The 27,000-nt window shown below is 72.5% G+C and carries 25 protein-coding genes; 8 read left to right on the top strand and 17 right to left on the bottom strand.

What is annotated here, in order from left to right:
• Positions 1-8: 8 nt before the first annotated feature.
• Together ACFC1R_RS14720 and ACFC1R_RS14715 are read right to left on the bottom strand one after the other, a co-directional pair.
• On the bottom strand, positions 9-860 hold the full coding sequence (locus ACFC1R_RS14720; protein WP_375938249.1) for a hypothetical protein: 852 nt from the start codon (positions 858-860) through the stop codon (positions 9-11).
• A gap of 10 nt (positions 861-870) precedes the next feature.
• Positions 871-1,527: a papain-like cysteine protease family protein gene (locus tag ACFC1R_RS14715; protein WP_375938246.1), complete on the bottom strand. Its 657-nt coding sequence runs from the start codon at positions 1,525-1,527 to the stop codon at positions 871-873.
• A 263-nt stretch (positions 1,528-1,790) separates the two neighbouring features.
• Between ACFC1R_RS14715 and ACFC1R_RS14710 the strand changes: the two genes are divergently transcribed.
• The gene (locus ACFC1R_RS14710) at positions 1,791-2,723 is read left to right on the top strand and encodes a hypothetical protein (protein WP_375938243.1); all 933 of its coding nucleotides are present in this window, start codon (positions 1,791-1,793) and stop codon (positions 2,721-2,723) included.
• A gap of 29 nt (positions 2,724-2,752) precedes the next feature.
• Here the strand turns inward: ACFC1R_RS14710 and ACFC1R_RS14705 are convergent, their stop codons facing one another.
• The 4 genes from ACFC1R_RS14705 to mca all read right to left on the bottom strand — a co-directional run bounded on the left by ACFC1R_RS14705 (position 2,753) and on the right by mca (position 7,256).
• Complete coding sequence (locus ACFC1R_RS14705) at positions 2,753-3,604, bottom strand: GNAT family N-acetyltransferase (RefSeq protein ID WP_375938240.1); 852 nt, start codon at positions 3,602-3,604, stop codon at positions 2,753-2,755.
• A gap of 327 nt (positions 3,605-3,931) precedes the next feature.
• Positions 3,932-5,974: a thioredoxin domain-containing protein gene (locus tag ACFC1R_RS14700; protein ID WP_375938237.1), complete on the bottom strand. Its 2,043-nt coding sequence runs from the start codon at positions 5,972-5,974 to the stop codon at positions 3,932-3,934.
• Positions 5,975-6,101: 127 nt separating this feature from the next.
• A complete protein-coding gene (locus ACFC1R_RS14695) occupies positions 6,102-6,293 on the bottom strand; it encodes a hypothetical protein (RefSeq protein WP_375938234.1) in 192 nt (63 codons plus the stop codon).
• A 78-nt stretch (positions 6,294-6,371) separates the two neighbouring features.
• Complete coding sequence (gene mca / locus ACFC1R_RS14690) at positions 6,372-7,256, bottom strand: mycothiol conjugate amidase Mca (protein ID WP_375938231.1); 885 nt, start codon at positions 7,254-7,256, stop codon at positions 6,372-6,374.
• A 150-nt stretch (positions 7,257-7,406) separates the two neighbouring features.
• Here mca and ACFC1R_RS14685 point away from each other — a divergent pair, with 150 nt between their 5' ends.
• Both ACFC1R_RS14685 and greA read left to right on the top strand, forming a co-directional pair.
• Positions 7,407-7,823 (top strand): DUF4307 domain-containing protein, encoded by a 417-nt coding sequence (locus ACFC1R_RS14685; RefSeq protein ID WP_375938228.1) that lies wholly within the window; start codon positions 7,407-7,409, stop codon positions 7,821-7,823.
• Between the two features lie 305 nt (positions 7,824-8,128).
• Positions 8,129-8,626 (top strand): transcription elongation factor GreA, encoded by a 498-nt coding sequence (greA, locus tag ACFC1R_RS14680; RefSeq protein ID WP_375938225.1) that lies wholly within the window; start codon positions 8,129-8,131, stop codon positions 8,624-8,626.
• 95 nt (positions 8,627-8,721) lie between these two features.
• Here the strand turns inward: greA and ACFC1R_RS14675 are convergent, their stop codons facing one another.
• The 4 genes from ACFC1R_RS14675 to ACFC1R_RS14660 form a co-directional block, all read right to left on the bottom strand.
• On the bottom strand, positions 8,722-9,585 hold the full coding sequence (locus ACFC1R_RS14675) for an ABC transporter permease (protein WP_375938222.1): 864 nt from the start codon (positions 9,583-9,585) through the stop codon (positions 8,722-8,724).
• Positions 9,585-10,625, bottom strand: a complete 1,041-nt coding sequence (locus ACFC1R_RS14670) for an ATP-binding cassette domain-containing protein (RefSeq protein WP_375938219.1) — start codon at positions 10,623-10,625, stop codon at positions 9,585-9,587. The genes ACFC1R_RS14675 and ACFC1R_RS14670 overlap by 1 nt, the downstream gene beginning before the upstream one ends.
• A 223-nt stretch (positions 10,626-10,848) precedes the next feature.
• Complete coding sequence (ilvA, locus tag ACFC1R_RS14665; RefSeq protein WP_375938216.1) at positions 10,849-12,060, bottom strand: threonine ammonia-lyase; 1,212 nt, start codon at positions 12,058-12,060, stop codon at positions 10,849-10,851.
• 145 nt (positions 12,061-12,205) lie between these two features.
• Positions 12,206-13,360, bottom strand: a complete 1,155-nt coding sequence (locus tag ACFC1R_RS14660) for a cystathionine gamma-synthase (RefSeq protein ID WP_375938213.1) — start codon at positions 13,358-13,360, stop codon at positions 12,206-12,208.
• Between the two features lie 159 nt (positions 13,361-13,519).
• On the opposite strand from ACFC1R_RS14660, the gene ACFC1R_RS14655 reads away from it, so the two are divergent.
• Together ACFC1R_RS14655 and msrA are read left to right on the top strand one after the other, a co-directional pair.
• Positions 13,520-13,657, top strand: a complete 138-nt coding sequence (locus tag ACFC1R_RS14655) for a hypothetical protein (RefSeq protein ID WP_375938210.1) — start codon at positions 13,520-13,522, stop codon at positions 13,655-13,657.
• Positions 13,658-13,815: 158 nt separating this feature from the next.
• Positions 13,816-14,481 carry a peptide-methionine (S)-S-oxide reductase MsrA gene (msrA, locus tag ACFC1R_RS14650; protein ID WP_375938207.1) on the top strand — a complete coding sequence of 222 codons (666 nt, stop codon included), beginning with the start codon at positions 13,816-13,818 and terminating at the stop codon, positions 14,479-14,481.
• Between the two features lie 61 nt (positions 14,482-14,542).
• Here msrA and ACFC1R_RS14645 read toward each other — a convergent pair whose 3' ends face one another.
• From ACFC1R_RS14645 to ACFC1R_RS14625, 5 genes are all read right to left on the bottom strand, one after another.
• Positions 14,543-15,934 (bottom strand): hypothetical protein, encoded by a 1,392-nt coding sequence (locus ACFC1R_RS14645; protein ID WP_375938204.1) that lies wholly within the window; start codon positions 15,932-15,934, stop codon positions 14,543-14,545.
• A 121-nt stretch (positions 15,935-16,055) separates the two neighbouring features.
• The gene (locus tag ACFC1R_RS14640) at positions 16,056-17,483 is read right to left on the bottom strand and encodes a hypothetical protein (protein WP_375938201.1); all 1,428 of its coding nucleotides are present in this window, start codon (positions 17,481-17,483) and stop codon (positions 16,056-16,058) included.
• Between the two features lie 319 nt (positions 17,484-17,802).
• Positions 17,803-19,110, bottom strand: coding sequence for an Ig-like domain-containing protein (locus ACFC1R_RS14635; RefSeq protein ID WP_375938198.1), 1,308 nt, complete (start codon positions 19,108-19,110; stop codon positions 17,803-17,805).
• Positions 19,111-19,292: 182 nt separating this feature from the next.
• Positions 19,293-19,628 (bottom strand): hypothetical protein, encoded by a 336-nt coding sequence (locus ACFC1R_RS14630; RefSeq protein WP_375938195.1) that lies wholly within the window; start codon positions 19,626-19,628, stop codon positions 19,293-19,295.
• 519 nt (positions 19,629-20,147) lie between these two features.
• A complete protein-coding gene (locus ACFC1R_RS14625; RefSeq protein ID WP_375938192.1) occupies positions 20,148-21,548 on the bottom strand; it encodes a cystathionine beta-synthase in 1,401 nt (466 codons plus the stop codon).
• A 173-nt stretch (positions 21,549-21,721) separates the two neighbouring features.
• On the opposite strand from ACFC1R_RS14625, the gene ACFC1R_RS14620 reads away from it, so the two are divergent.
• The 3 genes from ACFC1R_RS14620 (at position 21,722) to ACFC1R_RS14610 (ending at position 25,419) form a co-directional block, all read left to right on the top strand.
• Complete coding sequence (locus ACFC1R_RS14620) at positions 21,722-22,774, top strand: SGNH/GDSL hydrolase family protein (RefSeq protein WP_375938189.1); 1,053 nt, start codon at positions 21,722-21,724, stop codon at positions 22,772-22,774.
• Between the two features lie 140 nt (positions 22,775-22,914).
• A complete protein-coding gene (locus ACFC1R_RS14615; protein ID WP_375938186.1) occupies positions 22,915-24,135 on the top strand; it encodes an acetyl-CoA C-acetyltransferase in 1,221 nt (406 codons plus the stop codon).
• A 315-nt stretch (positions 24,136-24,450) separates the two neighbouring features.
• Positions 24,451-25,419 carry a hypothetical protein gene (locus ACFC1R_RS14610; protein ID WP_375938183.1) on the top strand — a complete coding sequence of 323 codons (969 nt, stop codon included), beginning with the start codon at positions 24,451-24,453 and terminating at the stop codon, positions 25,417-25,419.
• Positions 25,420-25,585: 166 nt separating this feature from the next.
• On the opposite strand, the gene ACFC1R_RS14605 is transcribed toward ACFC1R_RS14610, so the two are convergent.
• Positions 25,586-25,924, bottom strand: coding sequence for a hypothetical protein (locus ACFC1R_RS14605; RefSeq protein ID WP_375938180.1), 339 nt, complete (start codon positions 25,922-25,924; stop codon positions 25,586-25,588).
• A 168-nt stretch (positions 25,925-26,092) separates the two neighbouring features.
• Positions 26,093-26,974 (bottom strand): Bax inhibitor-1/YccA family protein, encoded by an 882-nt coding sequence (locus tag ACFC1R_RS14600; RefSeq protein ID WP_375938177.1) that lies wholly within the window; start codon positions 26,972-26,974, stop codon positions 26,093-26,095.
• Positions 26,975-27,000 lie beyond the last annotated feature (26 nt).

Genomic DNA, 27,000 nt, shown 5'->3' with positions numbered 1-27,000 from the left:
GCCCGGCTTCAGCCCCGGGCCCGGCGGCGGGCCGCCAGCCCCGCCCCCGCCAGTGCGGTGGCACCGAGCGCGGAGCCCGCCAGCAGCAGCGGCACGCCCGCCCCCGTCCCCGCGGGTCCGGTGCTCCCCCCGGGTTCGGCACCGAGCCGGTATCCGCCGCCTTCGCCCGCCCGGTCGTAGCCGGAGCCCGGCAGCTTGTCGGCGTAGCGCCGGTGCACCAGCGTGCGGTACTCGGCCAGGCTGACCCCGGCCGCGCCGACCGAGCGGCGCGCCTCGTCGTCCAGCGGCAGCACCCGGCCGCCGCGCAGCACGTACCAGGCGTTCACCTGCGGCTCGCGGAAGGCCGTGCCGCCCCCGCCGGCCGCAGCCCTGGCCGGGTAGTCGGTCTCGTCACCGCCGGAGGCGATGTTCACCACCCGCCAGCCGGAGCCCTGCCGCACCGTCCAGACGGAGGCGGTCTGCCCGTCCCCGGCGACCACCTTGCTGGCCACGAAGTCCGGCCTGGCGACCGGCGCGCCGGCCGTCCCCTGCACGAAAGCCGCGTCCAGGGTGTAGACGGGGACGGTCGCACCGCTCAGCCGCGGGGCCGCCCGGGCGGCGGCCCGGGCCTCGTCGGCCGCGGTGATGCCGAGCGACTGGTTCGGCGGGACGCCCTTGCGGGCGAAGAAGTGGCTCAACCGGCCCTGGACGGCCGGGGCCTGGACCGCGCTGCGGGCGGCCGCCAGGTCGGCGGCGGCCACCGGCCGCGGGGCGCCGACGCCGTCCGCCGCCGGGGCGAGCGGTGCGGTGGCCAGGCCGAGGGCGGCGGCGAGGACGGTGGCGGCGGCGACGCGGCAGAGGTTCCTGCGGATCTCGGTCATGGTCGTCACCTCACGCGCCGATCCGGTAGAGCGAGTGGGTCCAGGAGAACGAGCCGTTGTCGACGTAGTAGGTGTAGTCCGCCCAGTTGTAGCGGTAGTTGGACGGCCACGGGTCTCCCCAGTACACCCAGTTGCTGCTGGTGTCGTAGCCGTACAGCACGTGCATGTGACCGCCGCCCGAGCTCCACTGGATCCGGGTCTCGATCGGCCGGTTGGCGTCGATCTCGCTCTGCACGGTGGAGTAGCGCAGGTAGCTGTTGACGTACCGGCCCGGGTTGATCCCCACCCGGCTCAGCGCGGACTGCACGTCGTCCAGGGCCGCCTGGCTGTTGGGGCAGCTGGAGTCGGTGGCCCGGCCGAAGGCGGCGTTGCAGAACTGGTTCTGGCTGTAGTCGTAGCCGAAGTAGGTGGCGATGGTGTTGCCGCTCGCCGCCCAGCACCAGTTGTCCCGCTGCTGTTGCTGCATGCTGATGTCGAGCTTGCGCCAGGTGCCGGCGGCCGACGCCGGGCGCTGCTGGGCGGTGAGCCTGGTCTGCGCCGCCGGGTGGCCGGGCCGCTGCTCGACGGCCTGCGCCGGAGTGGTGGCGGCGGAGTTGAGGACCGGCGCCAGGACGCCGAGCGCGAGCGCGGCGAGCGCGCGGCGCAGGCGTATCCGAGGTTGTGACATGTGGGTTCCTCCTGCGGAGTGCACAGGTAGTGCGCTGGGGGACCGCGTCCGGACGCGTTGAGAGCGAGCATCGACCCGCCCGGCGGGGGTGGTCAACGGACTCCGGGCAGGGGTCGGCACCGGTGTGAACGGGCACACCCAGGTGTGAACGCGGCACTACCCCACGGCCCGTCAGTTGTCCAGACCAGATGACAATCCACCGCGCCCGTGTGAATATTCACGGTCAACCGGACAGACCGCGGGAAGCCAGACGGGAGCGGGACATGCAGCCCATCGTCCAGACCGAGCTCTCGGCCGTCCTCAGAACCGGCCCCTTCCACCTCGCCCTGCGGACGGCCATCGCGACCCGGGGACTCGCCCTGCACCGGGTGCAGCAGCACCTCGCCCAGCGCGGCGTCCACGTCGGCGTCACCAGTCTGAGCTACTGGCAGCAGGGTCGCCGTAGACCGGAACGAGCCGAATCCCTGCGCGCGGTCCGGGTGTTGGAGGACGTCCTGGACATCCCCGAGCACTCGCTCACCCGGCTGCTCGGCCCCCGGCGGAACGCCACCGCCCAACCGGCCTCCCCCGTCGTGCGGCCCTACCGCGACCTGATCACCCCCGCGGCCGCCGTGGACCGCCTGCTCGCCAGCATCGCGAGCCCCCGCGACACCGGCCTGCACACCGTCACCCACATCGAGCGCGTCCGGGTCGGCGCCGACCGCCGGATCCTCTGCCGGGACTCCCAGCACGCCCTGCGGGCCCACCGCGACGGCACCGACCGCTACCTCGCCCTCTACCAGGGCGACCCCGGCTGCGACATCGACCGGGTCACCGTGCGGGCCGAGGAGAACTGCCGCCCCGGACGCATCCGTCGCGACCCGGACTCCCAACTCCTGCTCGTCGAGCTGCTGCTGGACCGCCGGCTGCGCGCCGGCGAGACCCACCTGCTCGGGTACGGCTTCGACGACACCCCCGGGCACGCGCCCAGCTGCGAGTACATCCGGGGCTTCAACTCGGGCGCCGGCCAGTACGTCCTGCAGATCAGCTTCGACCGGGACGCCCTGCCCGTCCGCTGCCACCGCTTCCTCAGCCACGCCCCCGGCGAGAAGCCCCGCGAGACCGAGGAGCTGACCCTGGACGGACAGCACCGCGTCCACCTGGTGGCGAGCGGACTGCGGCCGTGCCTGCTCGGGGTCGGCTGGGACTGGGAGTGACCGCCTGCCCCGCGGGCCCGATGGCCGGATCAGCCGAAGTCGAACACCACGCAGTCCTCGACCGGGCGGTACCCCAGCTTCCGGTAGATCGAGTTGCTGACCGGGTTGGCCAGGTCGGTGTAGAGCACGACCTCGCTCGCACCCGCCGTACGGGCGTGGACGGAACCGGCCGCGACCACGGCACTCGCGTAGCCGCGGCCGCGCAGCTCGGGCGGGGTGAAGACCGGGCCGATCCGGGACATGCCCGCGACCACCGGACTGACCCCGGCGAACGCGACCGGGCGTCCCCCGTCCTCCCAGACGTGCAGACCGCCCTCGGCGGTACGCCGGTCGACCGCCGGCGCGTGGTCGGTCCGGTCCGAGCCGCCGATTTCGGTCGTGAACGCCCCGAACCACCGGATCAGCAGCTCCCGGTCGCCCGCACCCGCCCGCCGGGCCCGGCCGCTCGGGGCGGGCGACGGCTCGGTCAACTCGCCCAGCCGGTAGAGCCGTTCGTTGACCCTGACCCGCACCCGCACGCCGGCCTCCCGGCCCCAGGCCGCCGCGAACGCCTCCGCCGGCGCCTTGCCCCCGCCGACCCCGCACAGCTCGGCGCCCCGCGCCCGCAGCAGTGCGGCCAGTTCCGCCGCTGCCGCCGGCGGCGTCAGCCCGAGCCGGGGAGGAGACGGCGGTGTCTGCACGAAGACCCCGCCGACCGGGGCTCCCGGCCCGGCCCGCCACCAGCCGAAGCCGGGCTGCTGCTGCGCAAGGCGCTCCGGGGCCGCCGCAACGAGCCGGTCCAGCAGGGTGAGCAGCACCGTGTTCTCGGCGGGGTGCGCGGCGAGGAAGTCACCGGCCTCGGCGCGGAATTCGTCCGGCGACGAGCTGAGGGTCCAGGTCATGGCCCATTGTGCCCAGCGCCCGCAGCAGCCCGCAGCCGATATACCGGCCCCCTCACCCTCCCGGCGAGCGGTCCGCGTCGCCACGTGCCACCGCACTCTGAGTGTCCACGTCGGACGGCCGCGCTGCGACCGGTTCGGACACGACGGCGTGCCTCCCCCGACGGCCGGCCGGGGGGGGGGACGCCCCCGCGCCCGTGGGACGCCACCCCCCCGCCCCCGGCCGGCCCCCCCCCCCCCCGGGGCCCCCGGGGCCCGCCGGCCCCCCCCCCCGGGCCCCCCCCCCCCCCGCCCGCGCCCGCGGGCCCCCCCCCCGCCGCAGCGCCGGTGCTACTCCTCCCGCGCGCCCAGGCTCGCCGCCAGCACCGCCGGGTCCGCCGTCGGGGCATCGCAGGTGAAGTGCCGGCAGACGTACGCGGCGGGCCTCCCGTCCAGCAGCGGACGGTCCGCGAGCAGCGGGACGTCCACCGCTCCGGGCTCCCCGACGGCGACCACCGCGCCGGGGGCGGTGCCGAGCAGCGCGGTGCGGCGCAGTACGGCGGTGGCCGGGTCCGCGGCCGGGCCGACCACGGCGACCTCGCGCGGGCCGTCGACGAGCGCCTCGGCGGCGGCCAGCCCCCAGCCGATGAAGCGCGGCGCCCGGCTGCCGAGCGCGCCGACGATGCCCAGGGCCCGCTCGGCGGCACCGCGGTGGCGGTCGGAACCGGTGTAGGCGGCGTACGTGAGCAGGGCGTTGGCCGCAGCGGTCCAGCCGGAGGGGGTGGCGTTGTCGGTCGGGTCCTGCGGGCGGCGGATCAGCTCCTCCGCGTCGTCCGCCGTGTCGTACAGGGCTCCGGACGCCGGGTCGGTGAAGTGCGCCAGCACGGTGTCGAGCAACCCGCCCGCCAGGTCCAGCCATTCGGCCTCGCCGGTGACGGCGTAGAGGGCGAGGAAGCCCTCGGCGGTGTCGGCGTAGTCCTCCAGGACTCCGGTGTTCTCCCCCGCCTTGCCGTCCCGGGAGGTGCGCAGCAGGCGCCCGTCGGCCGTCAGGTGGACGGCGAGCAGCAGGTCCGCCGCGCGTTCGGCCGCCTCGACCAGGTCGGGGCGGTCCAGCAGCGCGCCGGTCTCGGCGAGGGCGGCGATGGCGAGCCCGTTCCAGGCGGCCACCACCTTGTCGTCGCGGGCGGGCGCGGGCCGCTGCGCACGGGCCTCGAACAGCCGGGCGCGGATCCGCTGGTAGTCGGCCGGGTCCTCCGGCTCTCCGAGGAGTTGGAGCACCGAGCTGCCGTGCTCGAAGGTGCCGGTGACCTCGAAGAGCTCGACCGCCAGTGCGCCGTCCCGCTCGCCCAGCACCCCGGTCAGCTGCTCCGGTGTCCAGGCGTAGTAGGCGCCCTCGACGGACTTCCCGGTGCCGGGGTCGATGCTGTCGGCGTCCAGGGCGGAGGCGAAGCCGCCCTCTGCCGTGCGGAGTTCACGCAGCAGGAAGTCGGCGGTCTCCCGGGCGATCCGGCCGGCCAGTGCACTGCCGGTGGCCCGCCACAGGTGCGCGAAGACCCGCAGCAGCAGGGCGTTGTCGTACAGCATCTTCTCGAAGTGCGGCACCACCCACTCGGCGTCCACCGAGTAGCGGGCGAAGCCGCCGCCGAGCTGGTCGTAGATGCCGCCCCTGGCCATCGCCTCGCAGGTCCGTTCGGCCATCTGCAGCGCCGCCTCGGAGCCGGTGCGGGCGTGGTGCCGCAACAGGAACTCGATCACCATCGACGGCGGGAACTTGGGCGCTCCGCCGAAGCCGCCGCGCTTCTGGTCGAAGCCCCGGCTGAGCGCGACCAGCGCCTGGTGCAGGTCCGCCTCCCCCGGCGGGTTCAGCGCCCCGCTCCCCGCGCCGTAGACCGAAGCCCGCTCGGCCAGTTCGTCCCTGATCCGGGCGGCCACCTCGCCGACCTCGTCCCGCCGCTCCTGCCACGCCGCGGTGACCCCCTCCAGCACCTGCCGGAACGCGGGCATCCCGTGCCGGGGCTCGGGCGGGAAGTAGGTGCCGAAGTAGAACGGGTCCTTCCCGGGGGTCAGGAAGACCGTCATCGGCCACCCGCCCTGCCCGGTGGCCGCCTGCACCGCCTCCATGTAGACGGCGTCCACGTCCGGCCGCTCCTCGCGGTCCACCTTCACCGCGACGAAGTGCTCGTTGGCGTACGCCGCCACGGCCTCGTCCTCGAAGCTCTCGTGGGCCATGACGTGGCACCAGTGGCAGGCGGCGTACCCGACGGACAGCAGCACCGGCACGCCCCGCCGCCTCGCCTCCTCGAACGCCTCCGGCCCCCAGGGCCACCAGTCCACCGGGTTGTCGGCATGCTGCAGCAGGTACGGCGAGGTGGCGCCCGCGAGTCGGTTCGGCATGCGCTCATCCTCGCGCATCCGGGGCCCTTCAGGGCGGCAGGCTCAACCGGAGGACCGGCGTCGAAGCGCCGTCCTCAGCGGGGGCGGTGGACGGACGGGCCGGCGAGGCGACCGCCGGCCCGGGAGGTCACTCCTTGGCGGCCTCGGGCTCCTCGACGAAGTCGACGCGCTTGAACTGCTTGTTCATCGACTTCACCAGGAACCAGGTGGCGACACCCAGGGCGGCGAAGACGACGAAACCGAGAAGGCCGGGGGTCACCTTGTTCTCGTCCAGGGCGAGGCCGGTGGCGAGGTCGGTGAAGCTCATCGGGGTGCTCATCTCTCCATGGTGACCCGGCCTGACATCGGCCGGGTCACCGGGGTGGTACGTGTCGTGCAGGGACTGCCGAGCGGCAGGTCAGGCCACGCGGCTGGGGGTCCGCAGACCGGCGAAGAGGTCGTCCTCGGGCAGGTCGGTGTCGATCAGGGAGCGGGCCAGCTCGTAGTCCTCGGTGGGCCAGATGTCGCGCTGGATGTCCAGGGGTACGCGGAACCAGGGACCGTCCGGGTCGATCTGGGTGGCGTGCGCGATCAGCGCCTTGTCCCTGGTCTCGAACCAGTCCTCGCAGCGGACCCGGGAGGTGATCTCGCGCTCCTTGCGGCCGCTCTTCTCCCAGCCCGCGATCCACTCGCCGTACGGGGAGTCGAGACCGTGCTCGGTGAGGTAGGCGTGCAGGGCGCGGATCCGACCCATCGGGAAGCCGTGGTTGTAGTACAGCTTGGACGGCTGCCAGGGCTCGCCCGCCTCCGGGTACGCGTCCGGGTCACCGGCGGCGTCGAAGGCCAGCATGGAGATCTTGTGGGTCATGATGTGGTCCGGGTGCGGGTAGCCGCCGTTCTCGTCGTACGTCGTGATGACGTGCGGCCGGAACTCGCGGATCAGCTTCACCAGCGGCGCCGCTGCCTCGGCCACGTCCTGGAGGGCGAAGCAGCCCTCCGGGAGCGGCGGCAGCGGGTCGCCCTCCGGCAGGCCGGAGTCCACGAAGCCCAGCCAGGCCTGCTTCACGCCCAGGATCTCGCGGGCCGCGTCCATCTCCTTGGCGCGCACCTCGTGAATGTTCGCCTCGATGAACGGGTCGCCCTGGAGCTTCGGGTTCAGGATGGATCCGCGCTCCCCGCCCGTGCAGGTGGCAACCAGGACGTCCACGCCCTGGGAGACGTACATGGCCATGGTGGCCGCACCCTTGCTGGACTCGTCGTCCGGGTGCGCGTGCACCGCCATCAGTCGCAACTGCTCAGTCAACGCCTGGTTCCTTCCGGGAATATCCGGTTCGTCGGGCCGGCTCCCCCGCCGCCTCCGGCGCGGACGTGCCCCTCCTATAGTGACTGACTGAAGGGCTCGTCCATTCCCTCCGTCGGCCGACCGCCCCTCGTCGAAAGGACCGAGCCCGCCATGACCGCCAGCCCTACGCCCACCCAGGTTCTTCCCGAGGGCCGCTACAGCCGTCGCAGCGACCAGGAGGCCGACCGCAGGCTGCGGATCGCCGCCGTGGTCTGCGGGGTGCTCTTCCTCGGCCTGGTGGCCTGGCTCGGCGGCTCGTACCTGCTGCGGGCGACGGTGATGAGCGGCTCGGTCCCGACCTTCCAGCCGGTCTCCGCGCACGAGGTGCAGCTCCAGCTGTCGGTGCACAAGAACGACGGCACCGGCGGGGTCTGCACCGTCCGCTCCCAGGACAAGGACGGCGGCGTGGTCGGCCAGTACGACTTCCCGGTACCGGCCGCGGGCAGCAGCTACACCCGGGTGGTCACCCTGAAGACCACCGACTGGGGCACCACCGCCGAGCTCCTCGGGTGCACTCCCGCCAAGTAGCGCGGATCCTGCCCGGCAGCGCAGCGGCCGGAAGCCCGGCAGCCCGGGACGGAACCGGGCGCCGAAAGTGCCCGGCCGAGGCATACTCCCCGGTCCGGACGGGAATCCGTCCCGCAGGCTCGCTCCTGGCCTCTCCCACTCGGGATCGGAAGTTGTTAGGCTCGTGGTTTCGCCCCTTCCGCGCCGGACGGCCCGGGAGCGGGCGTTGCTTTGTAGTACGACCGCCCCACCTTTTCCAGATACGACGGCACCACCCCTGCTGACGACCAACCCTCAGCACAGCCCAGCACCGACGAGGAGCACCCGTGACCCAGACCAGCGAGAACGTGACCTGGCTCACTCAGTCCGGCTACGACCAGCTCAAGGCCGAGCTGGAGCACCTGACCGGCCCCTGGCGCATCGAGATCGCCCAGAAGATCGAGGCCGCGCGTGAGGAAGGTGACCTCAAGGAGAACGCCGGCTACCACGCGGCCAAGGAGGAGCAGGGCAAACAGGAGCTGCGCATCCGCCAGCTCACCCAGCTCCTGGAGCGCGCCAAGGTCGGCGAGGCCCCCGCGGACTCCGACGTGGTGGCCCCCGGCATGATCGTGACCGTCGCCTTCGACGGTGACCTGGACGACACCATGGTCTTCCTGCTCGGCTCCCGCGAGGTGGTCGGCGACGACCTGGAGATCTACTCGCCGCAGTCGCCGCTCGGCCGCGCGATCGACGGCAAGAAGGTCGGCGACGACGCCGGCTACGAGCTGCCGAACGGCAAGCAGGCCAGCGTGCGGATCGTCGAGGTCAAGCCGTACAACGGCTGATCCGGCCCCTGCGGACACCAGAGCGGCCGTGCCCCTTCGGGGGCACGGCCGCTTCGGCGTTCCTGCCGGGCGGCACGCAGCCGCCCCGGCTGCGGTCAGCCGGCCGCCGAGCGGTACTTGCGCACCGAGAGCCAGGAGAACACCGCCATGATGACCAGCGACCACGCGACCGAGACCAGCGCGGCGTGCTGCATCGGCCAGGCCGGGTCCACCGGGCCGACCTGGTTGCCGAAGAGGTCGCGGGCGGCCTGCACGGTGGCGCTGAACGGGTTCCAGTACGCCACCGTCTGCAGCCAGCCCGGCATGCTGGTGATCGGCACGAAGGCGTTGGAGACGAAGGTCAGCGGGAAGAGCCAGATCAGACCGGCCGAGGTGGCCGCCTCCGGGCTGCGGACCGAGAGGCCGATCAGCGCGCCGATCCAGGAGAAGGCGTAGCCGAGCAGCAGCAGCAGCCCGAAACCGGCGAGCGCCCGCAGCAGGCCGTCGTGGATCCGCCAGCCGACCAGCAGCGCGACCACGGCCAGCACCAGCAGGGTGAACGCGGTCTGGCAGAGGTCGGCGAGGGTCCGGCCGACCAGCACCGCCGAGCGGGCCATCGGCAGCGAGCGGAACCGGTCGACCAGGCCCTTGGTCATGTCCTCCGCGATGCCGGCGGAGGCGCCGGCCACCGCGAAGGTGACGGTCTGGGCGAAGATGCCCGCCATCAGGAACTGGGTGTACGTGGAGGAACTGGCCTGCGTCCCGGGGATCTGGATCGCGCCGCCCATGACGTACGAGAACAGCAGGACGAACATCACCGGCTGCATCAGCCCGAAGACCACGATCTCGGGTATCCGGGTCATCCGGCGCAGATTGCGTCTGGCGACCACCCAGGAGTCGTGCAGGGTGGCGGCGACGCCGCGGCGCTGCACGGGGACGGCGTGGCCGATGGCGTGTTCGGTGGCCGTGGTGCTGGTCATCAGGCGCCCTCTCCGTGGCTGTCTTCGCGGGCCTGCCCCTTGCGGCCCGCGGCTGCGGGCTGCTGCTCGCCGTTCCCCCCGGCCTCGGCGTTCTCCCCGGCCTCGGCGGCGTGGCCGGTGAGGGAGAGGAAGACGTCGTCCAGGGTGGGGCGGCGCAGGCCGATGTCGTCGATCTCGATCGAGCGGGCGTCCAGTTCGCGGATCACGTCGGCGAGCACCTTGGCGCCGCCGCTGACCGGAACGGTGATCCGGCGGGTGTTCTTCTCCACCGCCGGGTCGCCCTTGGCGTAGGGGGCGAGGGCGGCGAGGGCCTCGGTGAGGTCGTCGCGCTCGTGCACCACCACCTCCACCCGCTCGCCGCCGATCTGCGCCTTGAGCTGGTCGGCGCTGCCCCGGGCGATCACCCTGCCGTGGTCGACCACGGCGATGTCGTGGGCGAGGCGGTCGGCCTCCTCCAGGTACTGGGTGGTGAGCAGCAGGGTGGTGCCCTGCTCGACCAGGGTCTCGATGACCTCCCACAGCGCCAGCCGGTTGCGCGGGTCGAGGCCGGTGGTCGGCTCGTCCAGGAACATCACCGGCGGGCGGACCACCAGCGCGGCGGCGAGGTCGAGGCGGCGGCGCATACCGCCGGAGTAGGTCTTGGCGGTGCGGTCCATGGCCTCGGTGAGGTTGAACCACTCCAGCAGCTCCAGCGCCCGGGCCTTCGCGTCGCGGGCGCTCATCTGGTAGAGCTCACCGACCATCTGGAGGTTCTCGCGGCCCGTCAGGTACTCGTCCACGGCGGCGTACTGGCCGGAGAGGCCGATCAGGCTGCGCACCTGGTTCGGGTGCTTGAGCACGTCGACCCCGGCGACCGTGGCCCGCCCCGAGTCGGGCCGGAGCAGCGTGGTGAGGACGCGGACGGTGGTGGTCTTCCCGGCCCCGTTGGGGCCGAGCAGACCGAGCACCGTGCCTTCGGGGACATCCAGGCTGACGCCGTCCAGGGCGCGGACGTTCCCGAAGGTCTTGACCAGGTTCTCGGCTTGGATGGCTGGCGCCATGGGCCTGCCTCATCTCCTCTAGCGATTCGCACGTTCTGTCCGCTGTGACCCGAAAAGGTCACTTGGCCCATCGGGGCCAAACGCGATACATCGCGAGAATGGCAGATTGCGATATATCGCGTCAAGACTCAGACCTCCGGCATGCCACCGTGCCGTGAAGCCTTGATTCCGATCCTGCCGGCCGCCACTGACAGGGCCCGCCGGACGGTCGGCGCCCGCCGGGCTACTGGGTGACGACGTACCCCGCGTCACCCAGCTCGCTGACCACCAGGGCGCAGTGCCCGGGACCCTTGGTCTCCAGGTGCAGGTCCACCTCGACCTCGGTCAGTCCGAGCCTGGGGTCGATCCGCACGTGCGCCACGTCCAGCACGTTGGCGTCCACCTGGGTCAGCACCGCCAGCAGGTCCGCCAGCGACCCGGGCTTGTCGGCGAGGCGGACCCGCAGCGACAGGTAGCGGCCGGCCGCCGCGAGGCCGTGCCGCAGGACCCGCTGCATCAGCTGCGGGTCGATGTTGCCGCCGGACAGCACCGCGACCACCGGGCCCTGGAAGCTCTCCGGCTGCTCCAGCATGGCCGCGATCGGGCTGACGCCGGCCGGTTCGACGACCATCTTGAGCCGTTCCAGGCTGAGCAGCAGGGCCCGCGAGAGCGCGTCCTCGGAGACCGTACGGATGCCGTCCGCCAGGGTGTTGACCACCTCGAACGGGATGTCACCGGGGCGGCCGACCATGATCCCGTCGGCCATGGTGCCGAAGTGGTCCAGCGTGACCGGCCGCCCGGCGGCCAGCGAGGGCGGGTACGCGGCGGCCGAGGCCGCCTGGACGCCGATCACCTGGACGTCGGGTCTCAGCGGCTTGACCGCCGCCGCGATCCCGGCGATCAGACCGCCGCCGCCCACCCCGACCAGGATGGTGCGCACCTCCGGGCACTGCTCCAGGATCTCCAGGCCGACCGTGGCTTGGCCGGTGACGATGTCCCAGTGGTCGAAGGGGTGGATGAAGACCGCGCCGGTCGCCTCCGAGTACCGCCGCGCGGCCTGCAGTGCCTCGTCCACGGTGGCGCCGTGCAGCCGCACCTCCGCGCCGTACTCCCGGGTGGCGGCGACCTTCGGCAGCGGGGCGGCGACCGGCATGAACACGGTGGAGCGCACCCCCAGCAGGGAGGCCGCCAGCGCCACGCCCTGCGCGTGGTTGCCCGCGCTGGCCGCGACCACCCCGCCGGCGCGCTGCACCGGGGAGAGCCCGGCGATCCGCACATACGCGCCGCGCAGCTTGAACGAACCGGTGCGCTGGAGGTTCTCGCACTTGAGGTGCACCGGGGAGCCGATCAGCGCGGACAGGTGCCGGCTGCTCTCCATCGGGGTGACCCGGGCGACCCCGGCGAGCATCTTGTGCGCACCGCGGACGTCGTCCGTGGTGATCGGCCAACTCTGCATGCGGCCAGTCTCGCAGGCCACGGCCGGGCCGCGCCCACCGCCGAGCCGCCCGGCCGACCCCTCAGGGCGCGGGGAACCGCGCGGCCGGCGCTCCGCGGAGCCGCCCGGCCGCCCGCGAGGCGGTTCCCCGCACCCGTGCGGGTGCTCAGCCCAGCGCCCGCTCGAGGTCGGCGAGCAGGTCGTCGATCGACTCGATGCCGACCGAGACGCGGACCAGGTCCGCGGGGACCTCCAGGGCGGAGCCCGCCACCGAGGCGTGGGTCATCCGGCCGGGGTGCTCGATCAGCGACTCCACACCGCCCAGCGACTCGCCGAGGGTGAACAGCCCGGCGCGGTTGCAGACCTCGACCGCCGCCTCCTCACCGCCGACGACCCGGAACGAGACCATGCCGCCGAAGGCCTTCATCTGCTTGGCGGCGATGTCGTGGCCCGGGTGCTCGGGCAGGCCCGGGTAGAGGACCTGGGAGACCTTGGGGTGGCGGCTCAGCAGCTCGACGACCTTCTCGGCGTTGGAGCTGTGCCGGTCCATCCGGACGCCCAGCGTCTTGATGCCGCGCAGCACCAGCCAGGCGTCGAACGGGCCGGAGACCGCACCCATGGCGTTCTGGTGGTAGGCCAGCTGCTCGCCGAGCTCCGCGTCGGCCGCGACCAGCGCGCCGCCGACCACGTCCGAGTGCCCACCCATGTACTTGGTGGTGGAGTGCACCACCACGTCCGCGCCGAGCGCGATCGGCTGCTGCAGGTACGGGCTGGCGAAGGTGTTGTCGACCACCAGCAACGCGCCCGCGCCGTGCGCGATCTCGGCCAGGCCGGCCAGGTCGGCGATGCCGAGCAGCGGGTTGGAGGGCGTCTCCACCCAGACGGCCTTGGTGTTCGGGCGCAGTGCCGCCCGCACGGTGGCCAGGTCCTGCATGTTGGCGACGTCGAACTCCACGCCCCAGCGGGTCAGCACCTTGGCGAAGAGGCGGAAGGTGCCGCCGTAGGCGTCGTTGGGAATGACGATGTGGTCGCCCGGCTGCAGCACGGTGCGCAGCAGGGTGTCCTCGGCGGCGAGGCCGGAGGCGAAGGCGAGGCCGCGGCTGCCGCCCTCCAGCGCCGCGAGGCACTCCTCGAGTGCGGTCCGGGTGGGGTTGGCGGAGCGGCTGTACTCGTAGCCGCCGCGGAGGCCGCCGACGCCGTCCTGCTTGTAGGTGGACACCTGGTAGATCGGCGTGACGACGGCCCCGGTCTGGGGGTCTGCTTCCTGACCCGCGTGGATGGCAAGAGTCTCGAAGCCCTGGGGAAGCTGGTGCTCGGTCATACCGGTGAGCCTAGTGCTCGGTCGGACCACCGCTCGGCGAACCGGTCTGACACCGTCAGTCCTCGGCCGGTTTTCGGTCCTGCCGCGCCCAGCCGCTACGATCTCCACACTCTGCACACATGTCCGGTGCGGCGGAGCGGACGAGCGGGGACCTGGCGCATGAGCACGACCCGGGACTCCACCCGGGCCGTCGCGCCCGCGCCGCGGCTGCCCGTCCCCGGCGAGGACCTCGTCCCCGCCCTGGACGCCGCGCAGTTGCGCGCCCTCCTCGCCGGCACCGGGCCCACCGTCCACTGACCCGGCTCCGGTCCGGCCGTCCGGACCTCCGTGCCCGGGCCCCGTCCGGCCCGGGCACGGAATCCCACCGGAGTACGGGACGTTGCACCAGGGGCCACCCACCCGTACCGGCCCGCCGCCCACCGGCGGGCCGGGCCTGGAGTCACCTGGAGCAGGCCTTGCTGTTCAACCGCCACAAGAACGCCCTGGTCAACGCCGAGCAGGCGCTGCCCGGCCGGGAGTTCACGCCGTTCGCCCTCACCGAACCGCACACCGTGCTCGGCACCCCGCTCACCGGCCCGTACCCGGCCGGGCTGGAGGTCGCCGACTTCGGGCTCGGCTGTTTCTGGGGCGCCGAGCGGAAGTTCTGGCAGCTGCCCGGCGTCTGGACCACCCTCGTCGGCTACCAGGGCGGCCACACCGCCAACCCCACGTACGAGGAGGTGTGCTCGGGGCTGACCGGGCACACCGAGGTGGTCCGAGTGGTCTTCGACCCGGCAGTGGTCCCGTACGAGACGCTGCTCAAGACCTTCTGGGAGTCCCACGACCCCACCCAGGGCTTCCGGCAGGGCAACGATCACGGCACCCAGTACCGCTCCGCCGTCTACACCCACTCCGTTGCCCAGCTCGCCACCGCCGAGGCCTCCCGGGACGCCTTCCAGCCCGCCCTCACCGCCATCGGCCTGGGCGCCATCACCACCGAGATCCTCCCGGCCGGTCCGTTCTACCCCGCCGAGCCCTACCACCAGCAGTACCTCTCCGACGCCAAGAACCCGAACGGCTACTGCGGCCTCGGCGGCACCGGGGCCAGCTGCCCGATCGGCGTCGCCAGGGCGGACGGCTGACCCCGGCCGCCCACCCCGGCGGCTGACCCCGGGCCGCCTCAGGCCCTGTGGCGGGCGGACGTCAGGTCGCGGAGCGCGCCGGGGAGCCGGCGGCCGCCCTGCGGCCCTCGGCGAACTTCCTGAGGTCGTCGAAGTCGAACCCCGACCGGTTGAACATCAGGATCGTCTCCCTGGACAGCCCGTCGGCGACCAACTCCCGGATCTGGTCCTCGGTCAGCGGAGCGGCCGGGGACGGCCTGGTGGTCCCGCTCCCGCCGGATCGGCCGTGGCCTCCGGGGAGGCCGGCCAGGTCGGGGTCGGCGCCCGCGGTCAGGGCGTCGAAAACGTCGAGCAGGTCCGCCGCGGTGAAGGTCGCGGCCCCGCTCGGGGCCTGGGGAGCGGGGCCGTCCTGGGCGAAGGAGAGCTTCAGCCGCAGATGGGCGTCGGCGGCCGAATCGTCCAGCAGCTGGGCCAGGTCGAAGCCGAGCGAGGAGACCGCCCCGTCCTTCACGAAGACGTCGAGCCCGGCCCGGTGGCTCGGGACGTCCGCCGGGAGCCGGTCCAGCAGCCTGGAGCCGGCGGGGAGGTCCTTGGTGAACGGCTTGAACGAGGCCAGCAGGTCGTTCACCAGCGCACGCAGCGGCGCGGAGACCACCAGGTGCCGGACGCCGTCCTGGCTGCCCCAGTCCTCGAAGTCGAGCTCACGCTTGAGGACTTCCTTCAGCACCTGGCCGGCGTCCCGCGGAGCACCGGCACCGAGCGAGGGCGCGGGGGCGGGCAGACCGCGGTGCCCGGGTGCGCCCTGCCCGCCGCCGAGCGCCCCGAGTCCCTTGGCGTCGAAGGCGACCCACTTGTCCGCCAGCACGGCCCGGGCCAGGCCGAGGTCGCCCGGAACACCGTCCACGACGTCGTGGTACTCCGTCATGTCGGCGCCGAAGAGCCTGGCCAGGCCCTCGGTGTCAGCCTTCAGGAAGACCGTGCCGCCGACCTTGCGGGTCTCGGCGTAGGACCTGCCGTCCTTACCGGTCAGCCGGTACGCGTAGTCGAGGCCCGGTGCGGTGGTCAGCTCGTCGCCGACGGTCCCGTCCTTGCCCTGCCGGGCGAAGTCCAGCTCCTTCAGCGGTCTGTCCGCGTGGAAGGAGTAACCGAGGGTCAGCCCCGCCAGGCCCCCGGCCTCCGTCCGCGACAGCGGTTCGTCGGTGTGGGCCGCCCGGTCGAAGGCGAGGATCTGGTCCGCACTCGCGTCCAGCGACAGCTCACCGTTCAACGAACCGCCCTCGCCCAGTTGCGCGAAGGCGCGTGAAACCTGGTCGGCGGTGCCGAGTTGACGTACGGAACTGCATCCGACCGGGCCGGTGGCGAGGAGGACGGTACCGGTGACGGCGGCGAGGGCGGCACGACCGGCCCTGCGACGAACGGTGTTGATGAAATTCTCCAGATTTCCGTATGCGAAAGACGAAACATATGAAATCACAGGCGTATTGCCCGTCCATGCCTGGTTGTTGACCCCTGCGCGGGGTGGGAACGACAGCGGCCCCGCAGGCTCCGGCGGAACCTGCGGGGCCGACGGTCGATGAGCAGACCTGGCGTCAGTCCTAGCTCTCCAGCATGTCCTTGAAGTCGTCGTAGGTCAGGCCGCTCTCCGCCATCAGCCGGATCGTCTCCTCGGGGACACCGCCCGCCTTGGCCAGCTCCTTGACCTGGTCGTCGGTCAGCTTCGAGCCCGTGGCCCCGGACGCTCCGCCGGCGCCACCACCCTCACTTGAACCGGAACCGGAGCCCGAACCCGTTCCGGCACCCGCACCCGCACCCGCACCCGCACCCGCACCCGCACCCGGGTGGCGACCGGCGCCGTCGGCCTCACCGATGCCGCCCATCAGGACGGCGGTCATGACGCCCTGGAAGTCGGCTGCGGTGAACTCGGTTGCACCGGAAGGCGCCTGAGCGGCGGAGGCGTCCTTGCCGAAGGAGACCTTGACCGGCAGGTGGACGTCCTTACCGGCCTTCTCCGACAGCTGGGCGAGGTCGAAGGAGGCGGACGTGAGGGCCTTGTCCTTGAGGTAGAGGTCCAGGTCCAGCTTGCGGTCCGGGACCCCCGTCGGCGCCGCGGTCGGCAGACCGGCCAGGTTCGGAACGTCCTTGGCCAGCGGCCTGAACGCCTTCAGCAGGTCGTCGACCAGCCCGCGAGCGGGAGCGGAGACCACGATGTGGTCGGTGCCGTCCTTGGTGCCCCTGTCCTCGAAGGCGAGCCGCCGGGACAGGATGCCCTGGACGGACTTGCCGAGCTCCTGGGTGGCCCCGGCGTCCAGGGTCGGCGCGGGCGCGGCACCGCCCGTAGCGGCACCCTTGCCGGCCTTCCCCATGGTCTTGGGGTCGAAGGAGATCCACTTGCCGGCCAGGGCGTCCTTGGCCGCCTTGGCGTCGGCCGGGAGCGAATCGGCCAGTTCTCCGATCGACGGCGCTTCCCCGCCGACCAGCTTGAGGAGGCCCTCGACGTCGAGCTTCGCGTACATCCTGGCGTCGACCTGGCGGACGTCCGCGTAGACCTTGCCGTCCTTGCCGGCCAGCGTGTACGAGAAGTTGAACGCCGGGTCCGAGTACACCGCGTTGTGGTCGCCCGAGCCCTTGGCCTTCCTGAAGGAGTCGAGGTCCTTCAGCGGCTTGTCGGAGCTCACCGAGAAGGCGAGGGTCAGGCCGGCGACGGCCTGGGCGCTCTGCTGATCCATCGGCTTCCCGGGGTCCACCGCCTTGTTGAAGGCGACGAGCTCCGCCGGGGTGGCGTCGACGGACAGCTCGACCTTCAGCGACTTGCCATCACCCAGGCCGTCGAGGGCGGTTGACACCTTGTCGGCGGCGCCGAGCTCCTTGACGGTGCCACAGGCGGCCAGCCCGGTGGCGAGCACGACAGTGCAGGCGATGGAGGCGAGGGCGGCGCGGCCGACCCCTCGGCGGGCGGTGTTGATGGGACTCTCCCCTGTCGAACCGGGCTCCCCGGCACCGCAGTCGGGCGCGGCGGGGAGCATACGAAACCTCCCACAGATAAGCACGCATCCAACGCCCAGTCATGTGATTATCGCTTCATTAACGCCCCTTGACTTCGCGCATGGAACAGCCGAATCCGAGCGCCCTCACACGCACCGCCGCCACCCCCGGATCCCCAGCGGCTCCAACGGCCGGGCCTCCGCATCCTGCGGCTCGCCCCGCCCGGGATCCTCCCCTGCCGGTCGTGACCGCGCAGCACCCGGCTGCCGTCGTGGAACCCCTCCGGCCGGCCCTCGCCCGCTCCGGGACGGGACGGGTCGGGTCGGGCGGACCGGGACCGGAATCGGAATCGGAATCGGGCTAGATCGCGCTGCCGGCCTTCCAGTCGGCCCAGGACATGTTCCAGCCGTTCAGGCCGTTGGACGGGTCGACCGTGCGGTCACCGGAGTTGACGACCTCGACCACGTCGCCGACCATCGAGCTCCGGAAGAACTTCGCGCCGTTGGTACCCGCGTCCCCCGCCCCCTTGACGTCCCGCAGGGCTATGCAGCCGTGGCTGGTGTTGGAGCGGCCGAACGCGGAGGCGGGCGACCAGTAGTTGCCGTGGATGAAGGTGCCCGAGGTGGTCAGGCGCTGGGCGTGCGGCACGTCGGGGATGTCGTACTCGTCGCCGAGGCCCACGGTCGAGGAGTTCATCCTGGTCTGCTGGTACTGCTCGGATATCACCAGCTTGCCCGCCCAGGTGCGGTGCTGGGGAGAGCCGCCGATGATCGGGTAGGTGGCGGTGACCCGGCCGTCGGTGGTGACGGTGAGGATGTCGGCACTGAGGTCGGCGACGCTGGTCTGGCTGCGGCCGACGGTGAAGCGCACGTCCCTGGACTGGGTGCCGTAGACGCCGTCCGTCCCCTCGACGTCCTTGAGCCGCAGCCTGAGGATGACGCTGGTGCCCTTGGTCCAGTACGACTCGGGGCGGAAGTCCAGCCGGGTGCTGGAGAACCAGTGCCCGACGACCTCGACGCCCGAGTCGGCGACCACGGTGATGGCCTGCTGGACGGCCTTGCGGTTGGTGACCGGCCTGCTGAACCGGATGGTGACCGGCATGCCGACACCGACGACCGAGCCGTCCTCGGGCGAGAAGTAGCCGACGAAGGTGTCAGCGGGGGTGGCGGTGGCGAAGCGGGTGTCGGAGTCGGCCGCCAGGCCGTCGCCGTCGACGGCCACGGCCGAGACGCGGTACCTGGTGCCGCTGCCGAGCTGCCCGGTGGAGGTCCAGCCGGTGCCGTCGGAGGCCAGCCGGCCGGATATCTCCTCGCCGGTCGAGTCGACGAGCTTGACCGACGTGAGCCTGCCGTCGGCCACGGTGACCGTGACGGGCCGGCCGAAGGAGGCGCCGGTGCTGCCGTCGGCCGGGGAGACGGTGATCTTCGCAGCCGAGGTCTTCGGGGTCGGCGTCACGTCGGCACTCGCGCTCGCACCCCCACCAGTGCCGCCACCGGCAGCGGCGCTGGCACTGTCACTGCCGGCTCCGGCGCCGCTGCCGCCTACCCGGCCGGTCCTGCCGTCACAGGCGGCGACCAGCAGGACCGGGGCGCCGAGCAGCCCCGCGATGACGCCACGACGGGTCCAGCCGCCGGGGACGGGACGCTGCTGATTCTCCGGTGCCGTCACTTCGCGATCTCCTGTTCGTCGGGGCGTTACGGACAAAACAACGCGATACAGGGCGAAGCGGTTCCGTCACTTAGTGGATGAGATCGTATGAGATTACACAAGATCCACTCAAGACCCCTCGATAACGGACAAAACCGCCCGCTCCGGGTATCCGGAACGGGCGGTTTCGTGAGGGGCCGGGATCAGTCGTCCTGACCGACCTGGTACTCGTCCCAGGACTCCTCGTCCGGGTCGAAGTCGGTCCGGGCGGACTCCCAGGTGGCGGAGGTCAGCTCGACCCCGGGGACGTCGCCCAGCAGGGCGACCGGGTCGACGAAGTGGGCAAGCGAGCCGGACGGGTCCAACTCGATGGCCTCGACGGACTGGGCACGCTCCTCGTCGTCGAGGTACTCGTCGCCCTCGACCTGGGTCAGGGCGGCGGTCTTCAGAGCCTGCTCGTCGGTGATCTCGGCAATGAGCTCGATGGTGAGGCGAACGTAACGCGGGGCGTCCTGCTCCGGCAGGTCAGTGCTGGTCATGTGTGCGAGCGTAGGCGAGCCGGACCGCCCGGCGGAAACGGCACGGGCCGGTCCACGGAATGTGGACCGGCCCGACCGCCCCTCCGGACCGGCTCCCCCACCCGGGAGCCGCCGGAGACGCGCCGTACGGCGCGGTGGGTGCCGCAGGGGCCGCCACACCCTGTCGGCCAGCCCCGGCCGGACGGCCGGGGCCTGACAGGGGCGGGACGACAGCAGCCCCCACGCGGGCCCCTCCGCCACCGGAGACCGGGGGCGGAGGAAGGACACGGTGGGCCGGGTCAGGGCCGACCGTCGTGTCCGGGCGACCGCAGGACCGGGGAGCCGCTCCCTGCCGCTGCTGTCACCTTGCTCGGCGTGTTGCCGTTGACCCCTACGATGCCCGACGGTTGTTAACCCAGTGCTGCGTGGACGTGACGCCGGTGTACCACTTCGCATGGAGACGGATTCCCACCCCGTCGGCGGAGAGCCCCTGCTGACGCTGCTTCAGCGACCCCGGTGGCCCCAGCAGCTTCAGTGACCTCAGTGGCCGCCGCGGCCGGCCAGGAAGGCCAGCAGGTCCTGCCGGGTGACGATGCCCTGCGGCTTGCCCTCGACCAGGACGACGGCCGCGTCGGCCTTCTCCAGGACGGTCATCAGGCTGGTCACCGTCTCGCCCGAACCGACCACCGGCAGCGGCTTGGACATCACGTCGCCCAGCGTGTCGGAAAGCTGGATGCGCTGGGCGTACAGCCCGTTCAGCAGCTCGCGCTCGACCACCGAGCCGATCACCTCGCCCGCCATGATGTCGGGGTGGCCGGCGCCCGGCGAGACCACCGGCATCTGCGAGACGCCGAACTCGCCCAGCACGCGGACCGCCTCGCCGACCGTCTCACCCGGGTGCATGTGGACGAACTGCGGGATGCCCTCGTGCTCGACGGCGTCCTTGCGGGCCAGCACCTCGCTGATGTGCGCCTCGTCGGTCTCGGACGGCAGGAAGCCGTAGTCGGCCATCCAGTCGTCGTTGAAGATCTTCGAGAGGTAGCCGCGGCCGCCGTCCGGCAGCAGCACCACGACGACGTCGTCCGGGCCGAGCCGCTTGGCGACCTCCAGCGCGGCCACCACGGCCATGCCGCAGGAGCCGCCGACCAGCAGGCCCTCCTCCTTGGCCAGGCGGCGGGTCATCTGGAAGGAGTCCTTGTCGGAGACGGCGACGATCTCGTCGGCCACCTCACGGTCGTAGGCGGTCGGCCAGAAGTCCTCGCCGACGCCCTCGACCAGGTACGGACGGCCGGTGCCGCCCGAGTAGACCGAGCCCTCGGGGTCGGCGCCGACGACCTTCACCGTGCCGCCGGAGGCGTCCTTCAGGTAGCGGCCGGTGCCGGAGATGGTGCCGCCGGTGCCGACGCCCGCGACGAAGTGGGTGATCTTCCCCTCGGTCTGCTCCCACAGCTCCGGGCCGGTGGAGTGGTAGTGCGAGGCGGGGTTGTCCGGGTTGGAGTACTGGTCCGGCTTCCACGCGTTGGGGGTCTCCCGGACCAGGCGGTCGGAGACGTTGTAGTAGGAGTCCGGGTGCTCGGGGGCGACGGCGGTCGGGCAGACCACCACCTCGGCGCCGTAGGCCCGGAGCGTGTTGATCTTGTCGGTGGAGACCTTGTCAGGGCAGACGAAGATGCACTTGTAGCCCTTCTGCTGGGCCACGATCGCCAGACCGACGCCGGTGTTGCCCGAGGTCGGCTCGACGATCGTGCCACCGGGCTTGAGCGCACCGGAAGCCTCGGCGGCCTCGATCATGCGCATCGCGATGCGGTCCTTGACCGACCCACCGGGGTTGAAGTACTCGACCTTCGCCAGCACGGTCGCGCTGATGCCCTCGGTGACCTTGTTGAGCTTCACCAAGGGCGTGTTGCCGACCAGCTCGATGATCGAATTGTGGTACCGCACGGGGGTCCTCCCGGTAAGTGCGATGCGGGTGATGTTCGGTACTGACCAGCCTAGGGCCTGTACCGGAAGTCCAGCCGGGCCCCGGATGGCCGACGCGCGCCGATAGCGTCCGGCTCCGGCGGGTACCAGCAGGGGGAGACAGGCAGGAACAGCACCACGCGAAGGGGGCCGGGGTGTCAGGATCACGGGAGTCGCGGGCCCGGGTCGCCCGTCGGATCGCCACTGCGGCGGCGTACGGCGGCGGCGGAATCGGATTACTCGGGGTCGGAGTGGCGGGCCTGCTGCTCACCGAGACCAGGCTGGCGGTGCGCGCGGTCGGCCTGCTGGACGGCGACCCGCCCAAGGCGGACGGGGTGTACGGGGCGGCCTTCGCGGATCCGCTGGAGATCGAGCCGCCGCTGGTGCTGGCCTTCCTCGGCGACTCCACCGCCGCCGGGCTCGGGGTGGCGCGCGGGCACGAGACACCGGGGGCGCTGCTGGCGGCCGGGCTCGCCTCGGTGGCCGAGCGCAGGGTACGGCTGCTGAACGTCGCCAGGTCGGGCGCCCGCTCGGCGGACCTGGCCAGGCAGGTGGAACTGACCCTGCCGCACCGGCCGACCGTTGCCGTGATCATCATCGGCGCCAACGACGTCACCCGGCACAGCTCGGCCGCGCAGTCGGTGCGGCAGCTGGGCGAGGCGGTGCTGGCGCTGCGCTCGAACGGCTGCGAGGTGGTCGTCGGCACCTGTCCCGACCTGGGGACGATCAAGCCGGTCCGGCCGCCGCTGCGCTGGGTGGCCCGGCGGCTGAGCCGCCAGCTGGCCGCCGCGCAGACCATAGCGGTGGTGGAGAGCGGCGGCCGGACGGTGTCACTGGGCTCGCTGCTCGGCCCCGAGTTCGCGGCCCGTCCGGAGATGTTCGCCGCGGACCGGTACCACCCCTCCTCGCAGGGGTACGCCACGGCCGCGATGGCCGTGCTCCCCTCGCTCTGCGCGGCCCTGGACCTCTGGCCGGACGACGCGGCGCCCGACGGCGGACGCGAGTCGGTGCTGCCGGTGGCGATGGCGGCGGCCACGGCGGCCGGGCACTCGGGCACCGAGGTGGCGGCGGCCGACCCGGGCACACCGGATTTCGGCCGGCGCTGGGCACTGGTCAAGCACCGGCTGCGGTTCGGGCTGCCCGGAGCCGGGCAGCAGAACGGTACGGCGGACGTCCCGCCGGAACAGCAGGCGCAGGCCGCGGGGTAGGCCGCGTCGGCCAGCTCACACGCTGCCGCAGGTGACGCACGGGCTACCAAGCGGTAACTTTCCTCCCGAGCGTCCCACTTGGTGCAGCCGCGCCCGGCGGCGGACGCCCGGAACCCCAGGTCACCCAGCGAGGAGCCACCATGCCCGAAGCCGTCATCGTCAGCGCCGCCCGTTCGCCGATCGGCCGGGCCTTCAAGGGTTCGCTCAAGGACGTCCGCCCGGACGACCTCACCGCGCAGATCATCGGTGCCGCGCTCGCCAAGGTGCCCGAGCTGGACCCGCGCCAGATCGACGACCTGATGCTCGGCTGCGGCCTGCCCGGTGGCGAGCAGGGCCACAACCTGGCCCGGATCGTCGCGGTCCAGATGGGCATGGACTACCTGCCCGGCGCCACCATCACGCGCTACTGCTCCTCCTCGCTGCAGACGACCCGGATGGCGCTGCACGCGATCAAGGCGGGCGAGGGCGACGTCTTCATCTCGGCCGGCGTGGAGACCGTCTCGCGCAGCGTCAACGGCACCTCGGACGGGATGCCGGGCACCCAGAACCCGCTCTTCGCCGACGCCGTGGCGCGCACCGCGCACCGCGCGGAGGTGGGCGGCGGGGAGTGGCACGACCCGCGCGAGGACGGGCTGATCCCGGACGCGTACATCGCCATGGGTCAGACCGCCGAGAACCTGGCCGCGCTCAAGGGCGTCACCCGGGCCGACCAGGACGAGTTCGGCGTCCGCTCGCAGAACCTGGCCGAGGCTGCGCTCAAGGCCGGGTTCTGGCAGCGCGAGATCACGCCGGTCACCACCCCCGACGGGACCGTGGTCAGCGCGGACGACGGCCCGCGCGCCGGAGTCACCCTGGAGGGCGTCTCCGACCTGAAGCCGGTGTTCCGCCCCGACGGCACCGTCACGGCCGGCAACTGCTGCCCACTGAACGACGGTGCGGCCGCCCTGGTGATCATGTCCGACACCAAGGCCCGCGAGCTCGGCATCACCCCGCTCGCCCGCGTCGTCTCCACCGGCGTCAGCGCCCTCTCCCCCGAGATCATGGGCTACGGCCCGGTCGAGGCGTCCAAGCAGGCCCTCGAGCGCGCCGGACTGGGCATCGGCGACATCGACCTGGTCGAGATCAACGAGGCCTTCGCGGCCCAGGTCATCCCGTCCTACCGGGACTTGGGCATCGACCTGGACCGGCTGAACGTCAACGGCGGTGCGATCGCCGTCGGCCACCCCTTCGGCATGACCGGCGCCCGGATCACCACCACCCTGATCAACTCCCTGCAGTGGCACGACAAGCAGTTCGGTCTGGAGACCATGTGCGTCGGCGGCGGCCAGGGCATGGCGATGGTCATCGAGCGGCTGAGCTGAGCCGGCGGCGGACCGCCGGGCCTACCCGCCCGGAAGCAACACCCGTTAGTCAACCCCCCGTTCGGGGGTGACAGACGGTGATTGAGGGCCGGATCACACCTCGACTGTGATCCGGCCCTCGTTTTCTGCCCGGAGTGGCGTTTTGCGAACACCCTGAAATCGGTCAACTCCGCAGCGTATAACGGGTCCGGCTAACAATTTGAGGACAAGGAGGCACGTCACACTCAAATCGGACAACTGCCACTGCAGTAACAGCGCCCCATACGGCAGTGTGGACGTGTAACCCCGTTCCACTCCTCGCTAGGAGTACGTTCCGTGAGCGCCGTCGACACCATCCTGCTGCTGATCCTGATCGCCGTGTGTACCGCCGTCCTGCTCCACGTACGTGGCCTCTCCCGCCGCCTGGACGAGCAGCGGGCCGCTGCAACCGCCCCTTCCCCCGCCGTGGTTGACGAAGCCGTCATACGCCGCGCGGTGACCGAGGCACTGGCCGCGGACCGCGAGCGGGAGATCGCCGAGGCACGCGCGTTCTGGGCCGAGCAGGAGGCCAAGGCGGCCGAGGACGCCCCGCTCTTCGACTCGCCCTTCAGCGGCCCGCAGTTGAGCGTCGCCGAGGAGTGGCCGCTGTTCTTCCCGCGCCCCACCGGACCGCAGGAGGCGGTGGACAACGCGGGCATCATGGATCCCGAGTTCGGCGAGGCGCTGCGCTCCGCACTGGAGGACCTCGTCAGCGAGGACCACGGCGGCGAGTACGGGCTGCCCGGCGCCGACGGCGGCGGCCGGGGCGGTACGGGCCACCCGGTGCACCCCGCCGCCGGCCACCCCGCGCACGGCGGTACCGAGACGTCCGGCGAGGCCCGCGCCCGCCGCGAGGCCGACCTGCTCGCCACCGGCCTGGAGGCCGGCCTGCTGGACGCCGAGCCGACGGCCGCCCCCGACCCGCGCCGCCACCCCTCGCACCCCGACTTCGTCCCCAGTCCCACCCCGTCCCGGGAGTGGACGGACACCAAGCTGACCACCCTGGCCGAGGAGCACATCGCCCTCACCGACGTCCGCCCCGGGCCGCTCGGCACGCTGGACGTGTACGCCTTCGCCGACGGCACCACCCTGTGCGTGGCGCCCGGCGACCGGGAGGCCGCCTACCGCCTCATCGACGCCGTCCGGGCCGGCGAGGACGTCCGGCTGCTCGGCGGCTCCCGCTTCTCCGGCTCGTACTCGCTGACCTTCTGCACCGACGAGGAAGCCGTCTACGTCCTGGCCGACCGCGTCGTCGCCAGCATCTGACCGGTCCGGGCGTCACCCGGAGCCGCTCGCGCAGCCCGGTTCCTCAGGGGCGCGGGGACAGTGCGTGGACCCGTGCCCCTTCCGGGGCCGGTCGCGCGGTTCCCCGCGCCCCTGTCGCGTGCTGTCGCGCCCTTCCGCGCCGTGTCGCGCCTTGCCGTGCCGCGCCTCAGTCGACCAGTCCGGCGACGGCCAGCACCGCGGCCAGCGCCTCGGCCAGCTGCGGACCGTCGGCCACCGCGGCGAACTCGTGCCCGGCGACGGCGAGCTGGTCGCCGACCGCGAACGGGCCCGCGTCCGGGAAGTCGTGCGGCGGCTCACCGGCCGCGGCCAGGGCGGCGGCGGCCAACTGCCGGGCCAGTGCCAGCCCGGCGGCGGCCCGTGAGGGGTGTCCCGGCACCGCGCCCAGGAGACGGCTCTGCGGCATCGCTCGGTAGCGGTCCGCCAGGCGCTCCACGGCGTCCAGCAGGGCGCTCCGGTCGGCGGACGTACGAAGTTCGGCGGACATGCCCCCGAGGCTATCCCGTCCGCCCCACGGTGCCCACGAGCCGCCCGGCCCCGCACCGCCGCCCGCACCGACCCCGGAGGCCACCGGCGCAGGGGCGCCGGCCCCGAAGGCCACGGGCCCCGGAGCGGGTGCTCCGGGGCCCGTGAGTGGCCGACTGGCGGCGCCGGGTCAGTCGTCGCCGCGCAGGATCGCGATCAGCCGGAGCATCTCCAGGTAGATCCAGACCAGCGAGAGGGTCAGCCCGAAGGCGGCCCGCCAGGACTCCTGCTGCGGAGCCCCGCCCTGGATGCCCGCCTCGATCTCGGCGAAGTCCAGCGAGAGGAAGAACGCGCCGAGGCCGATGCCGAGCAGGCCCACCAGGATGCCCAGCGGACCGGAGCGCAGGCCCATGTCGGCGCCGAACACCGACGCCACCATGTTGACCAGGAGCAGGATCACGAAGCCCATGGCGACCGCCATGCCGATCCGCGTGTAGCGCGGGGTGACCCGGATCCGGCCGCTCCTGTAGGCGATCAGCATCGCCGCGAAGACCGCGGCCGTACCCAGCACGGCCTGGATCGCGATGCCGGGAAGGGGGGTGTTCAGCGCCTTGGTGATCGCCCCGAGGAAGAAGCCCTCGAGCGCCGCGTAGGTCAGGATCAGCGGGGCGCTGACGCTCCGCTTGAAGCTGATCACCAGGCCGACCACGAAGGCCGCGAGCGCCGCGACCACGGCGAGGCCGTAGTTCTGCGCGGGGAGCGCGAACCAGGCGACCGCACCGCCGGCGACCAGGGTGAGCAGCGTGAGGGCCGTCCTGGCCACCACGTCGTCCATGGTCATCCGGCCGGTCTGCAGCGGACCGGCGGGCGGTGCGCCGTACATCTCGGCCAGCTGCTCGGCGGTGAGCTGCCGTCCGTACTGCTGCTGCGCGTACGGGTTGTTGTCGTAGGGGTTGCCGGCATAAGGACTTCCGGCCTGCGGCTGCTGGGTCGCTGCTGTGCCGAACCCTGCGTATCCGGTGCCGCGGGTGAAGGACCCCTCCCGCGAGAAGACCGGGTTGCTGCTTCTCATGCTCATTCCCTCCGGGGGCGGCAAGG

It is taken from the genome of Kitasatospora sp. NPDC056138, from assembly GCF_042264695.1.
In the GTDB taxonomy this organism is placed as follows: domain Bacteria; phylum Actinomycetota; class Actinomycetes; order Streptomycetales; family Streptomycetaceae; genus Kitasatospora.
Note: the sequence above shows the minus strand (reverse complement) of the source record. Positions and strands in the feature narration are given on the sequence as shown.